The organism is Shewanella insulae, from assembly GCF_009831655.1.
GTDB lineage: Bacteria > Pseudomonadota > Gammaproteobacteria > Enterobacterales > Shewanellaceae > Shewanella > Shewanella insulae.
The window spans coordinates 310,053-323,795 of record NZ_WRPA01000002.1 but is presented as its reverse complement, the minus strand read 5'-3'; the positions used below and the strand labels follow the sequence as shown (position 1 = coordinate 323,795).

Sequence of the window (13,743 nt, the reverse complement as noted above, 5' to 3'; positions counted from 1 at the left end):
GAATGGCTGAATTAAAAGAAGTTTTAGTCCCCGATATCGGTGGGGATGAAGTACAGGTTATCGAGATCTGTGCTGCGGCGGGCGATACTCTGGCCGCCGAAGAATCGATCATTACCGTTGAAAGCGACAAGGCGACCATGGATATTCCTGCGCCTTTCGCCGGTAAACTTGCCGAGATCAAGGTCGCCGTGGGCGATACCGTGTCTGAAGGCACACTTATCGCAATGATGGAAGCGGGTGAGGCGCAAGCTGCCGAGCCTGCACCAGCAACCGAAGCGACTTCTGCAGCGGCTCCGGCTGCGCCAGTAGAGACCGCACCAGTTGCCGCTGCGCCAGCGTCTGCACAAGTCATCGAAGTGACAGTACCAGATATCGGTGATGCCTCAGATGTCGACGTTATCGAGGTGCTGGTGGCCGTGGGCGACAGCATAGATGTCGACACAGGGCTTATCACCCTTGAAACCGACAAGGCAACCATGGAAGTTCCAGCTCCGGCTGCGGGCGTGGTGAAAGAGATGAAAGTGGCCGTTGGCGACAAGGTCTCTCAAGGATCTCTGGTATTGATGCTTGAGGTGAGCGGCGGTGAAGCCGCGGCTCCTGCACCGACAGCAGCCCCTGCGGCGAGCGCGCCTGTAGCAGAAGCTGCGCCAGCGACAGCTGCCAGCATCGAAGTGAAAGAGATTAGCGTACCCGATATCGGCGACGCGTCTGACGTCGATGTTATCGAGGTCTTGGTTGCTGCCGGTGATGTGATCGAGGCCGACCAAGGCCTGATCACCCTAGAAACCGACAAGGCCACCATGGAAGTACCAGCACCGTTTGCCGGTAAGCTGGTTTCTGTAACCGTTAAGGTGGGCGACAAGGTATCTCAAGGCAGCGTCATCGCGACCATAGAAACACAGTCGAGCGCCCCAGCGGCGGCTCCTGCTCCGGCAGCTGCTGCTCCCGAGCCTGCCGCACAAGCCAGTGCGCCTGCACCTGCGGCGAAGCCGCCAGTGCCACATCATCCGAGTGCCGGTAGTAAGCCTGCTACAGGTGCCGTGCACGCCTCGCCAGCGGTTCGCCGTATGGCCCGTGAGTTTGGTGCAGATCTGACACAGGTAACGGGTAGTGGCCGTAAGGGACGTATTCTGAAGGAAGACGTTCAGGCCTTTATCAAGTATGAGATGTCTCGTCCTAAAGCCTCTGCGGCCACTAGCGTGGGCGCCGGTGAAGGTGGTCTGCAGGTGATTGCTGCGCCTAAGGTTGATTTCGCTAAGTTTGGTGAAGTGGAAGAGGTGCCGCTGAGCCGTATCCAGAAGATCTCTGGACCTAACCTGCACCGTAACTGGGTTACCATTCCACACGTGACTCAGTTCGATGAAGCGGACATCACGGAGATGGAAGCCTTCCGTAAGCAGCAAAATGAGCTTGCGGCTAAGCAGAAGTCTGGCGTGAAGATCACTCCTCTGGTCTTCATGATGAAGGCGGTTGCCAAGACACTGCAGCAGTTCCCGGTGTTTAACGCCAGCCTGAGTGCCGACGGTGAGTCACTGATCAAGAAGAAGTACTACCACATTGGTGTGGCGGTCGATACGCCAAACGGCCTGGTAGTGCCTGTGGTGCGTGACGTCGACAAGAAAGGCATCATAGAGCTGTCAGCCGAGCTGATGGAGATCTCGGTTAAGGCACGTGAAGGCAAGCTTAAGGCGGCCGACATGCAGGGCAGCTGTTTCACCATCTCTAGTCTGGGTGGCATAGGCGGTACGGCATTTACGCCTATCGTCAACTACCCTGACGTGGCGATCTTAGGGGTTTCCAAGTCTGAAATTAAACCTAAGTGGAATGGTAAAGAGTTCGAACCTAAGTTAATGTTGCCGCTCTCTTTATCTTACGACCACCGTGTGATCGATGGCGCCATGGCGGCACGCTTCAGCGTGACCCTGTCAAGTATGCTGTCCGACATACGCACACTTATTTTGTAATGATGAAGGCTACTCAACATGAGTAGCCTTTTGTTTAACTCCTTGAAAGGTTAAAATGCGGCCACCTTACAAGAACTAACGTTCAAAAAGCTGGCGTCATAATGGGTTGGGCCGGAATTCCTCCCAACACAATGAGAAAGAATAGAGGAAAACATGAGTAACGAAATCAAAACTCAGGTAGTGGTTTTAGGTGCAGGCCCTGCAGGTTATTCAGCAGCATTCCGTGCTGCCGACTTAGGTCTGGAGACCGTTATCGTAGAACGTTTCAGCACCCTAGGTGGTGTGTGTCTGAACGTGGGTTGTATCCCATCTAAGGCACTGCTGCACGTGTCGAAAGTGATTGAAGAAGCTAAGGCCATCTCTAGCCACGGTGTGGTATTTGGCGAGCCACAGATCGATCTCGATAAGCTACGTGAGTTTAAGCAGAGTGTTATTAGCCAGCTGACTGGCGGTCTTGGCGGCATGTCTAAGATGCGTAAAGTGAACGTGGTTAACGGTCTGGGTAAGTTTACCGGTCCAAACACCATCGAAGTCGCCGGTGAAGATGGCGTGAAAGTGGTTCACTTCGAGCAGGCGATCATTGCTGCGGGTTCTCGCCCAATTCAACTGCCTTTCATTCCTCATGAAGATCCACGTATCTGGGATTCGACCGATGCACTTGAGCTGAAAGAAGTTCCTGGCAAGTTGCTGGTAATGGGCGGCGGTATTATCGGTCTTGAGATGGGTACTGTGTACTCGTCACTAGGAAGTGAGATCGACGTGGTTGAGATGTTCGACCAGGTGATCCCTGCTGCCGATAAAGATATCGTTCGTGTCTACACCAAGAAGATCAAGAAGAAGTTCAACCTGATCCTAGAGACCAAGGTGACTGCCGTTGAAGCGAAAGAAGACGGTATCTATGTTTCTATGGAAGGCAAGAAGGCACCGACCGAGCCAGTACGCTATGACGCCGTATTGGTTGCCATCGGCCGTACGCCAAACGGTAAGCTGATCGACGCCGACAAGGCTGGCGTAAACATCGATGAGCGCGGCTTCATCAATGTCGACAAGCAGATGCGCACCAATGTGCCACACATCTATGCAATCGGTGACATAGTGGGCCAGCCAATGCTGGCGCACAAAGGCGTGCATGAAGGCCACGTTGCTGCCGAGGTGATTGCGGGCATGAAGCATTACTTCGATCCTAAGGTGATCCCATCAATCGCCTACACAGATCCTGAAGTGGCTTGGGTTGGTCTGACCGAGAAAGAAGCTAAAGAGCAAGGCATTGCCTACGAAACGGCAACCTTCCCATGGGCTGCAAGTGGTCGTGCTATCGCCTCTGACTGTTCAGACGGTATGACTAAGCTGATCTTCGACAAGGAAACTCATCGTGTGATCGGTGGTGCCATCGTGGGTGTTAACGGTGGTGAACTACTAGGCGAGATCGGCTTAGCCATCGAGATGGGCTGTGATGCCGAAGATCTGGCGCTAACTGTTCATGCTCACCCGACGTTACATGAGTCTGTCGGTCTTGCGGCTGAGATCTACGAAGGTTCAATTACCGATCTGCCAAACCCTAAGGCAAAGAAGAAAAAGTAATTCCTTCTCAAATCAGAAAAAGCGCTCATTGAGCGCTTTTTTTTTGGTTGGCTAACTTATATATTATATTTTTGTAACAATTATAAGTTTTCCGCGCTATGCCCGAACCTCGTTGTGCTGTTTGTCTGAGATGGGATCCTCTATGAGCTTTGCCAAGGCGTTACGTTTACTAAGCCTTTTCGTGCTGATGTTCGGTTTTACCTTTCCGAGCGTGGCAGGCGATCTGGTGCAGAGGGTCTTTAGTGCTCGGGATGGCCTTAACAATGCCACGGTAAACGATATCAGCTTCGACGAATACGGTTATACCTGGCTCTCCACCGAGCAGGGACTTTACCGCATCAGCGATACCAAGGCCCGGCGCATAGATAAAGACGCCAATCATATTCGTCTCTCCGATGAGTATATCTACCTTGCCGAGTCTCTAAGCAAGCAACATCTCTTGGTCAGCAGCTACGCCAACACTTACCTGTATGACATAGTCAAAGATGAGTTCGTTCAGCTGGGGGGGCCGGCACTGTTTCCCGAGTTTAATCCCAGCGGACTACAGGCGGTCACCCGGCAAAAAGATGGTAGCTATGTGCTGCTCAGCTATTTTGGCGAACTGTATCGGCTCGACTATGAGGCGATGTCGCTTACCTTCATCAGCGCCCTGCCAAGCGATCCCGATATGCCCTGGTTTGTGTTGTCGCAATTTGGCGATGCCCAGCTGATAGTGGGTAAGAGTTATGAGTTACAGCTCAGAGACAGCCTAGGTATGCTCAGAGGCCTCTTTCCTTGGAGCGAGGAACAGGGACAGATCAAGAGCCTGTTCGAAGACAGGGCGGGGCGCTTGTGGCTGGGCTCGAGCAATGGCTTGTATCGTGTCTATCCCGACTCCCTGACTCTGGAGAAGGTGGAGCAGATCCCCTTCTATGTCACTCAGATGGCTCAGGACAAGCTAGGTTTTCTCTGGCTGTCGGGGCGAGAAGGCCTGATCAAATGGAACCCAGACACCCTGGAGATTAAACGCTTCACCAATGAGCTTAAGTTGGCGGCGGATCTGGATTATATCTACGATCTGGCGGTGGATGACAACGACTTGGTCTGGGTCGGTGGTTCGGGAGACGGTCTGGCGATCATCGCCGACGATCCCGATTTCGTGCTGGATAATTTTACGCGCAATGCCCCCTACCGCCTGAGCGATGAGATGATATGGAGTATCTTTGCCGACCAAAATTATCTTTGGCTAGGTACAGATAAGGGCCTTATCGAGGTCGAACGAATGGCCCAGAAGAGTCAGACCTATCTGCCCGATGAGATGGAAGTCAACGATAGCGTCTATACGGTGAGTGAGCTTGACCCGCAGCGCCTGTTGGTTGGCACCACTAATGGCTTATTTGTCTATGACAGGCAAACGCGTGAGATGCAGCGCTTCAACGAGTTTACAGGTGGGCGCACCTCGCTCGAAAATAAGATGGTCTATTTCAGCTATAAGGACCCCTTGATCACCTCTCGCTGGTGGTTTGTTACCGCAACTGGTCTGTTTTACTGGGACAAGGGCAGCCTGGAGCCGAGCCGTATGCAGGTCAAGGGGGTAGATGGCACCTTGCATCAAATCCCGCTGCGTTCAATTTACCGTGCGGCCGATGGCAAGCTGTGGATCGGCGGCGAAAATCTATTTGGTTATATCGATAGCAAGGGGCGCTTCTATTCCCGCATCGATATCTTTGCCGATGACCATATATCTATCGATGTCAGTTATATCAAGGAAGTGGATTCTGGTGTGCTCTGGTTGGGTACCTCTCCCAAGGGCCTAGTGGAATATCACCCCAAGACGGGACTGACCTATTTTCTCACCGACAACTGGCAGGTGGAGTGTAGCTCTGTCTATTTCATCGAGCAGCTCCCCGGCTATCGTGTGCTCGGCTGTGCCAACTCTCTGGTGAGGCAAGATCTCACCACAGGTGGGATCACGGTTATTGAGAAGCAAGATGGGCTTATCAGCCACGAGCTCAACGATGGCGCCTCCTTCTATCAACCCGGTACCGGACTGTTTGTCGGTAGCCCAGATGGGGTTTCCCTGGTGGATGTGCCTCAGATGCGTAATCGCCTGGCGGAAGATGGCATCATGATGGAGTCTGTCTCTGTATTCTATGAGGACAACACCGAAACCAAGCTGGTACCTGAGGCGGGCATGTTGATCGAACCCGGTGCGCGCCTTATCAGTTTCCAGCTGACCAGCCTCGACTATCTGACCGACATTCCGTTTCAGCTGCAGTATCGTCTGCGTCGCGGCAAGGCCTCTCAGGAGAGCAAGTACTTACAGCTGATGGGCCAGTCTCAGGTAAACGTCTCCGGTCTCAAGGAGGGTCATTACACCTTAGACATTCTCAGTGAGGAAAACGGTGTCTGGTCGCAGACCCCTTATTCATTCAACTTCGTGGTCGAGGATTACTGGTGGAACTACGACTGGTTCAGAGGCTTGCTGCTGCTTTCGCTCTTACTGGTGGGGCTCTACTTCCTGCTGCTGCGTCAGAAGCAGATAGGCGCCTTCAGACGGGTCAACAAGAAGCTCAAGGAGAGCGAGGACAGGCTGCGACAATCACTGCGGGGAAGTGACTCAGAGTTGTGGGAGTGGCATAGCGAGAGCGAAACCTTCCTGTTGGAAAACCGGGGTCGCTACTTCCCGGACAAGGGCGATGCCTTCGAGCTCAAGATGGAGGAGTTCCCCATATTTGCCGATGACCAGGATAAGGTCTTCACCGCCTGGAAACGTCTGCTTTCCAAGCAGGATGACAGGTTGGATGTGGATTATCGTTACCGCCGCCCCGACGAATCCTGGGGCTGGACCCGGGTGCGCGGCCGTGCATTGGAGTTCGACCCGATCAGCGGCCGGGTGAAGAAGGTCGCCGGTATCTACACCGACATCACCACCCAGCGAATGCTGGAAGATGACGTTAAGCTGCTGGCCCAGGCGTTTGCCAACACCTCCGAAGGGGTGCTTATCTTAGACGCCGATGAGCGGGTGAGGGTCTCCAATAAGGCGGCGCAGAGCATCTTGGGGATGACGGCCGAAGAGTTGAAAGACAGATACTTTGCCCAGCTAGTTCACAGCAGCGAAGACAGAAGCGATGAGATTAACATTTTGCTGGAACAGGGGATCACCTGGACCGGTGAGCATGAGTTTCAGTGTAGTGAGGGGCTTATCTGTCCCGTGTGGCTCAACCTGTCGACCATGAGAGATGAACGCGGCGCCATCAGCCATTATGTGGCGGTATTCTCCGATATCACAGAGCGTAAACAGACAGAGGCGGATCTACGTCGTCTGGCCAACTATGATGTGCTCACCGGCCTGCCGAATCGCTCCCTGTTTGCCTCGCGTCTGGCCAAGTGTATCCACCGCGCCGAGCAGACCCAGGATAAGCTGGCATTAATCTTCCTCGATCTGGATCGTTTCAAGAACGTCAACGACTCCTATGGTCACTCCATGGGGGACGCCTTGCTGGTAGAGGCCGCCAGCCGCTTGCAGTCCTGTGTGAGTGAGAACCATACGCTCTGCCGTTTCGGTGGCGACGAGTTTGTGATCCTGATGCGAGACATGGTCGATATCGATGAAGTTAATCATCTGTGCGAGGCATTGATCCGCCAGATAGAGAAGCCATTCGAGCTCTATGGCCGCGAGTTTTTCATCTCCACCAGTATCGGGGTCAGCCTGTGGCCCGACGATGCCAAGGAGCCGGAGGTGCTGATTAAGAACGCCGATCAGGCCATGTACCATGCCAAGGAAGAGGGCCGGGGTAACTTCCAGTACTTCTCTGCCGAGCGTAATGCCGAGGCCCTGTATCACCTTAAGCTGGAGGCCGAGCTGCGTAGGGCGATGGACCGACAGGAGTTTGAGCTCTACTTCCAGCCGCAGATCGATATACTTAAAGACGACAAGGTGGTTGGGATGGAGGCATTGCTGCGCTGGCATCATCCCAAGGAGGGTTACATACGTCCCGATATCTTTATCAGGGTGGCCGAGTCCTGTGGTCTGATCATCGATATCGATCGTTGGGTGATCAACCAGGCATGTATACAGGGCGCCAAGTGGGCCAAGCATTTCGGCGATGATCTCAAGCTGTCGGTTAACGTCTCGGCGGTGCATTTCAGACAACCCGATTTTATCCAAGATGTACAGCAGGCGCTCAAAGAATCTGGCATGCCGGCCAAGATGTTAGGACTTGAGATCACCGAAGGCGTCTTGATGAAGGAGCTGCATGTGGCCAAGGATCACCTAAAGGCGCTGCGGGAGATAGGTATAGAGGTGGCCATCGATGACTTCGGTACAGGCTATTCGTCGCTCGCCTATCTGCGCAGCTTCGATGTGAGCACCCTCAAGATCGACCGCTCCTTCCTGATCGATATTGCCAACAACGAGGCGGATCAGGCTATCGCCAGCAGTATCATAGAGCTGGCCCGTAACCTTAAGCTCAAGGTGGTGGCCGAAGGCGTCGAGACCCAGGAGCAGTTAGAACAGGTCTTCAGCCGCGGCTGTTACGTCATACAGGGCTACTATTTTGCCAAGCCGATGGGCATAGATGAGTTCGAGAAATATCTCTATATTCAGTCTCAATAGCCGCCTTGTCATCGCGTGATAGTGCAAACTTTCTTGTTTGCTAGGGTCTGTTTATCTTTCTGGTTTTATTTTTGTTCAATTTAAACGCGTTATGCGCTAGGCGTGAGCGTTGAAGCATAGTGCACTATGTGAATTGTGAACAACATAGGGCAGGGCGCGTTTAGATGAACCCTTTGGGCAGCGTTTGTAGGCCATTTCTACTGCGTTATCGCCAGTTTGTGTAGAATCACTACACGACACAGGCTCGGCCTTGTATAAATCACCTGCAAACTGCTGCAAAAACAAACAGGAAAGGTCAACAGGCCCTAGAAGTTTGCTAGAATATCTTGTCCCTTTTTTCATAGGAAGAAAAACCGCCGATGATCAAGCCTTTTCTACTCTCTTTGCTGTTGGTAAGCTTTACCTTCGCTGCCGCGAGCGAGGAACGTCCCAAGATCGGTCTGGCCCTCAGTGGCGGCGGCGCCAAAGGGGCGGCCCATATTGCCGTGCTCAAGGCGTTGGAGGCGGAACACGTGCCCGTCGACTATATTGCCGGTACCAGCATAGGTGCCTATGTGGGCGGCATGTATGCCCTAGGCTATAGCGCCGAAGAGATCGAAGAGATCATGATGGGTTCCAACTGGAACGCCGGCTATTCAGATACCATTCCCCGTGCGGCCCTAAGCTATCGTGGCAAGCAGCAGCGGGACAGATTCAATATTCCCATCAACATAGGTTACAGCGACAAAGAGGTGAAAGTCCCTAACGGCCTGCTGCGCGGCCAGTCCATGTCTATGTTGCTGCAACACTCTACGGATCTGGTGCATAAGTTCGAACATTTCGATGAACTGCCAATTCCCTATCGTGCCGTGGCGACCGATCTCGAGACCAGTGGCGCCGTAGTGATCGACAGCGGCAGTTTGGTGGATGCCATGCAGGCCTCGGCCACGGTTCCCGGAGCGTTGCAGGCGGCCCAGTACAAGGGACGTATTATCGTCGATGGTGGCATCGCCAACAACATGCCGGTCGATGTGGTCAAGGCCATGGGCGCCGATATCGTCATCGCCGTGGATATCGGCTCCTCTCTGGTGAAGCGGGATCAATTGGAGAGTACGGTAGCCGTGCTCAATCAGCTATCGACCATGCTGACCAATGCCAGTACCGAGCGGCAGAAACAGCTGCTCACCGAACAAGATATCCTGATCCGTCCCGAGGTGGGGGAGCTCAGTACCACAGATTTTGCCATCATGCCGGAGGCCTACCGTCTGGGTGAGGTGGCGGTAAAGGGAAAGCTGGATAGGCTTAAACGGCTCGCCGTGACCAATGAGCAGTATGCTGCCTATCAGGCCCATAAAGATGCCGTCAGTGTCGGTTGGCTCTACAACCTGTCTCGCCCCGTAGTGGCCATACGTTTTGACAACAACTCTAAGGTGAGCGAGAAGCTACTGGCGGAGACTCTGGGCATAGAGCCTGGTGAGGTGGTCGATAGGGCTAAGCTGGAGCAGGGAATCAATAATGTCTACGCCTTGGATAAGTTCGAGCGGGTCAACGCCGAGTTTATCGACACAGATGAGGGGCGGATACTGATTTTGCAGACCCGAGCCAAGTCCTGGGGGCCAAACTATTTCCAACTCGGCTTTAGCTGGGAAGATGACTTTACCTTAGACTCTGTGGTGGCGTTGGATATGGCCTACACCATGACAGACCTCACCGCTTACGGCGGCGAGTGGCGTAATGAGCTACGTCTGGGCTATGAGAAGCTACTCTCTTCCGAGTTGTATCTACCCATGGACAGCGACCAGCGCTTCTTTTCCCGCGCCCAGATAGGCTATGAGAAGAAAGATTGGACCCTGTACGAGGAGAATAATCGTTTCTTAGAGCTCAATCAGGTTAAGTATCGTACCGAGCTGGGCGTTGGCTTTAACTACATTAAGGAAGGGCTGGTGGAGCTTGGGGTGATGGGGGAGACCGGCTATCTCGAAAATGCCGCGCTAGAGGGGCAGGCGGATTTTAGCTCCTATGGCGCCTACCTCAAGTTTGGCTTCGATGACCTGGACAGCATCAGTTTTCCGACCTCGGGTAACCGTGTCACTGTCAACATGTACTATCGTCATGAGCAATCTCCCGACATCTTGGGCGAAGATCCTTCCGAGACCTCCTTTCAGATCACGGCCGATTGGCGCGGTGCCCTGAGTGTGGGCAACCATGCCTTCGTAGGAAAGGCCTCGCTGGCGACCGTGGATAAGGAGCAGGGCTTCAGCGTGAATGTCTCCGAACTGGGTGGCTTCCTTAACCTTTCTGGCTACCATAAGAACTCCCTGGTAGGGCCCCATAAGGTGTTCGGCGCCTTCATCTATCAATACGATCTGGGTCGAGACGTACTGGGGATGACAGACTATCCCCTATATCTAGGTGCCAGTATCGAGGCGGGTAATGTTTGGTCGATCCGCGATAGCGTGAGCCTAAGCGATCTTATCTATGGTGGCAGTCTCTATCTGGGGACGGATACCGCTATAGGGCCGGCGGCAATCGGTTATGGCTGGACTGACGATGGCGAAAATACCGTCTTCCTCTTCCTGGGCAAGAACTGGTAGGCAGGCTAAAGCGTCATACAAAGTTACAAAATCGCCCTACAGTCCAACAGGCTGGGGTGTTAGTGTGTCATTCGCAATGGTTTCTAACCAAACAATAAACAAATAAGAGTAAGAATCGGGGATTTCGAGATGAAAAAAGTCAGTCATTTGGCATTAGCCGTGGCATTGGGCTTGGGCCTGGGCGCCTGTGGTAGTCATGACGCCAGTCAGGTTGAGAGTGTACAAGCGGCGAAGGTATCGGGCGTTGAGAAAGAAAATTTCGATCCTCAGGTGCGTCACCAGGATGACTTCTATTACAGCGTCAACGGCCACTGGTTGGCGACCACGCCTATCCCTGCCGACAAGTCTAACTACGGCGCCTTCTCTGTGTTGTATGAACAGAGCCAGAATGCTCTGAAAGAGATCATCGATGAAGTAGCGGCTAAGCCAAACAAGGCCGAAGGCTCTAGCGAACAGAAGGTGGGCGACTTCTACGCCAGCTACATGAATACCGAGCTGGCCGAGCAGTTGGGCGTGACCCCAATCAAGACGCCGATGGCTGAGATCCAGGGTCTTAAGAGCCACCAGGATGTAGCCAGCCAGATGGGTAAGCTGCTGGTCTCAGGCGTACAGATGCCATTGGGCTTCTATGTCAACAACGATGCCAAGAAGTCGACTCAATATGGCGTCTATTTCTACCAGTCAGGCCTGACTCTGCCGGATCGTGACTATTACCTGAAAGACGATGCAAAATTTGTCGCCAATCGCGCTGCGCTACAAAGCTATGTGACAGATCTGCTGGCCAATGCGGGTTATGCCCACGCAAAACGCGCCGCTAAGAACGTTGCCGAGATCGAGCACTTCCTAGCAGAGAGCCAGTGGACGCGCACCCAGTCTCGTGACGCCAACAAGAGTTACAACAAGATGGATATCGCTGGCCTGCAGAAAACGGTCAGTAACTTCGATTATTCACAGTTTGCCAATGGCGCCGACATGAATAAGGTCACCGAGGTGATCGTGCGTCAGCCCTCTTTCTTCGAGAAGTTTGGTAAGCAATTTAATCAGTTTAGCGTCGAGCAGTGGCAGGACTACCTGATGTTCCACCTAGTGGATAGCTACGCCGAGTTGCTAAACAAGGAGATGGTGGATCTACACTTCGCCTTCCATAGCAAGACGCTGATGGGCATCGAAGAGCAGAAGCCGCGCTGGAAGAAGGCGGTCGACGCGGCGGATCAGGTGATCGGTGAGCTGGTGGGTAAAGAGTACGTTAAGCGTCACTTCAAGCCGGAAGCCAAGGCCCGTATGGAGAAGATGATCCATAACCTGATCAAGGGCTTCGAGGTAAGTATCAACGAGCTTGAGTGGATGACTCCTGAGACTAAGGTAGCAGCGCAAGAGAAGCTGTCTAAGTTCAACTACAAGATTGGCTACCCAGACAAGTGGAAAGACTATACAGATCTGAGCATCAAGGCAGACGATCTGGTGGGTAACTACAAGCGTTATGCCCACTTCGAGTATAAGACCATGCTGGACAAGCTAGGCAAGCCAATCGATCGCACCGAGTGGCACATGACGCCGCAGACGGTGAATGCCTACTACAGCCCTGTGATGAATGAAATCGTCTTCCCGGCCGCTATCCTGCAGCCACCATTCTTTAACATGGATGCCGACGATGCAATCAACTATGGCGGCATCGGCGCCGTGATCGGCCACGAGATCAGCCATGGTTTCGACGACCAAGGCGCCAAGTATGACGGTGACGGTAACCTGAGAGACTGGTGGTCAGACAAAGACAGAGAAGAGTTCAAGAAGCGCGGTGCTCAGCTCAGCGCCCAATACTCAGGCTATGAAGCCCTACCGGGTAAGTTTGTTAACGGCGACCTCACCCTGGGCGAAAACATAGGTGATCTGGGCGGTCTGACCGTGGCGGCTCGCTCCTACAAGCTGAGCCTTAATGGTAAAGAGGCACCTGTGATCGATGGCCTGACCGGCGAGCAGCGTCTGTTTATCGGCTGGTCACAGGTATGGCGTCGTAACTATCGCGACGAAGAGCTTGGCCGTCGTCTGCTGACCGACTCACATTCCCCAAGCCACTTCCGCGCCATGGGTACGCCGCGTAACATCCCAGCCTTCTACGAGGCATTCGATGTGAAGGCGGGCGACAAGATGTACTTGAGCGAAGAAGAGCGTGTGAAGATCTGGTAAGCCCAGAGCTCTGTTAAATATAAATAAACAAAAGCCCATCCTAGGATGGGCTTTTTACTACCTGAGCTTTGAGGATTATCGCCCGCTTGGGGGCTCACTGTGCCAGATAGTCGGCGAACTCCTCGAGACTCTTGAGCTGCTGATGGGCGGCGGCCCACCTGGCCTGGCTTGCCTCATGGGGCGCCGGAATGACGACAGTGTGCATGTTGGCGGCTCTGGCGGCGATCAGGCCGTTGAAGGAGTCTTCGATTGCCAGGCAGTGCGAAGGCGCGACATCCAGAGCCTTGGCACAGTTGAGGTACACCTCTGGGTGTGGCTTGCCCAGGGCCAGCGTCTCGGCGCTCTCTATGGCATCGAACTTATCAGCAATGGCCAATTTTTGCATCACGGCATCGATCAAAAGCGTCGGTGATGAGGTCGCCAGGCCAATCTTGAGCCCCCTCTGTTTGCAGGCCTCTAGGGCCTGTTTGACGCCGGGCATCGCCTCGCCGCTACGTATTATCTCATCGGCCACCTGCTGGACAATGGCCTCGGCGGTCGCCGCATTGTCATAGCCTTCCCAAGGGTGGCGTTTATACCAGTAGTCGACTACCTGGTCGATGCGCAGCCCTGTGGTCTGCTGGGTATCGCTGAGGCTGATGGGTAGCCCCAGCTGGCTCAGCACCTTGTATTCTGCCGCCTGCCAACTTGGCTCGGAATCAATAAGCACGCCATCCATATCGAAGATGACTGCGGCGAAATTTATTTGGCTCATAGGTAAGTCTTTTGCTGGTTCATTTTGATTGAGAAAGTGGAATATTATGCGATTTCTTCGGGTATTTACGAGCCCTCAGGGAAATTTTTT

6 protein-coding genes are annotated in these 13,743 nt (G+C 53.6%); 5 read left to right on the top strand and 1 reads right to left on the bottom strand.

Annotated elements, in window-relative coordinates:
- The first annotated feature begins 2 nt into the window (after positions 1 to 2).
- The 5 genes from aceF to GNT65_RS04315 all read left to right on the top strand — a co-directional run bounded on the left by aceF (position 3) and on the right by GNT65_RS04315 (position 12,899).
- Positions 3 to 1,964 (top strand): pyruvate dehydrogenase complex dihydrolipoyllysine-residue acetyltransferase, encoded by a 1,962-nt coding sequence (aceF, locus tag GNT65_RS04335; RefSeq protein WP_160793877.1) that lies wholly within the window; start codon positions 3 to 5, stop codon positions 1,962 to 1,964.
- A 153-nt stretch (positions 1,965 to 2,117) separates the two neighbouring features.
- Positions 2,118 to 3,545: a dihydrolipoyl dehydrogenase gene (gene lpdA / locus GNT65_RS04330; RefSeq protein ID WP_160793876.1), complete on the top strand. Its 1,428-nt coding sequence runs from the start codon at positions 2,118 to 2,120 to the stop codon at positions 3,543 to 3,545.
- A gap of 142 nt (positions 3,546 to 3,687) precedes the next feature.
- Entirely contained in the window at positions 3,688 to 8,142 is a 4,455-nt protein-coding gene (locus tag GNT65_RS04325; RefSeq protein WP_160793875.1) for an EAL domain-containing protein, read from the top strand.
- Between the two features lie 359 nt (positions 8,143 to 8,501).
- The gene (locus tag GNT65_RS04320) at positions 8,502 to 10,715 is read left to right on the top strand and encodes a patatin-like phospholipase family protein (protein WP_160793874.1); all 2,214 of its coding nucleotides are present in this window, start codon (positions 8,502 to 8,504) and stop codon (positions 10,713 to 10,715) included.
- A gap of 129 nt (positions 10,716 to 10,844) precedes the next feature.
- Positions 10,845 to 12,899 carry a M13 family metallopeptidase gene (locus GNT65_RS04315; RefSeq protein WP_160793873.1) on the top strand — a complete coding sequence of 685 codons (2,055 nt, stop codon included), beginning with the start codon at positions 10,845 to 10,847 and terminating at the stop codon, positions 12,897 to 12,899.
- Between the two features lie 94 nt (positions 12,900 to 12,993).
- Here the strand turns inward: GNT65_RS04315 and hxpB are convergent, their stop codons facing one another.
- The gene (gene hxpB, locus GNT65_RS04310; RefSeq protein ID WP_160793872.1) at positions 12,994 to 13,653 is read right to left on the bottom strand and encodes a hexitol phosphatase HxpB; all 660 of its coding nucleotides are present in this window, start codon (positions 13,651 to 13,653) and stop codon (positions 12,994 to 12,996) included.
- Positions 13,654 to 13,743 lie beyond the last annotated feature (90 nt).